This is a genomic window from Staphylococcus coagulans (genome assembly GCF_002901995.1).
GTDB classification, from domain to species: domain Bacteria; phylum Bacillota; class Bacilli; order Staphylococcales; family Staphylococcaceae; genus Staphylococcus; species Staphylococcus coagulans.
Window position 1 is genome coordinate 1 of the sequence record NZ_PPQN01000045.1, and the last position, 746, is coordinate 746.

1 protein-coding gene is annotated in these 746 nt (G+C 34.5%); it reads right to left on the reverse strand.

Annotation, left to right across the window (positions count from 1 at the left end; genetic code table 11):
• Positions 1 to 129: 129 nt before the first annotated feature.
• A complete protein-coding gene (gene tnpA, locus CD118_RS09445; protein ID WP_103356617.1) occupies positions 130 to 612 on the reverse strand; it encodes an IS200/IS605 family transposase in 483 nt (160 codons plus the stop codon).
• Positions 613 to 746 lie beyond the last annotated feature (134 nt).

The following is a 746-nucleotide window of genomic DNA, read 5'->3' on the forward strand; positions in this document are numbered from 1 at the left end:
AATCAAAACCACCCGTGTGAACGGGTGGTTTGTTCTTCGGCTGAAAGCCTCTGTTACTGACCAGCCCTTATAAGGGCACTGAGAAAATCAACCAACCGTACTACTTTCTCAGCGACCCTTAAAAGGGTTCTATTTTTTCCTCATCTTTTTATTCTCTTCCCCTGTAAATGGATCTATGTATTCCATCATTGTGAGTTGCTCTGCTACGATATCCTCTTGTAATTGATTTCGAATATATTCTTCTATTACCTTTTTATTTCTTCCAACCGTATCTACATAGAAACCTTTACACCAAAATTTTCTATTTCCATATCTATATTTCAAATGTGCATGTCTATCAAAAATCATTAAACTGCTCTTACCTTTTAAATATCCTACAAATTGAGAAACACTTAGTTTTGGTGGGATACTCACTAGCATATGTATATGATCTTTACATGCTTCGGCTTCTATTATTTCTACACCTTTTCTTTCACATAGTTGTCTCAAAATTAAACCTATATCTCTTTTTAATTTTCCGTATATTATTTGTCTTCTATATTTAGGTGCAAAAACTATGTGATACTTACAATTCCATTTTGTATGTGCTAAACTATTTGTGTCGTTAGACATTTTGGCATCTCCTCATGCAATTAATATTGGTTGGCTGACCAAATATTATTCTAGCATGCTGAGGTGCCTATTTTAATACAACGGTAGAACCTTTCCGGAACCATACGCATAGCGCATGGTTTACTTTTATTCAA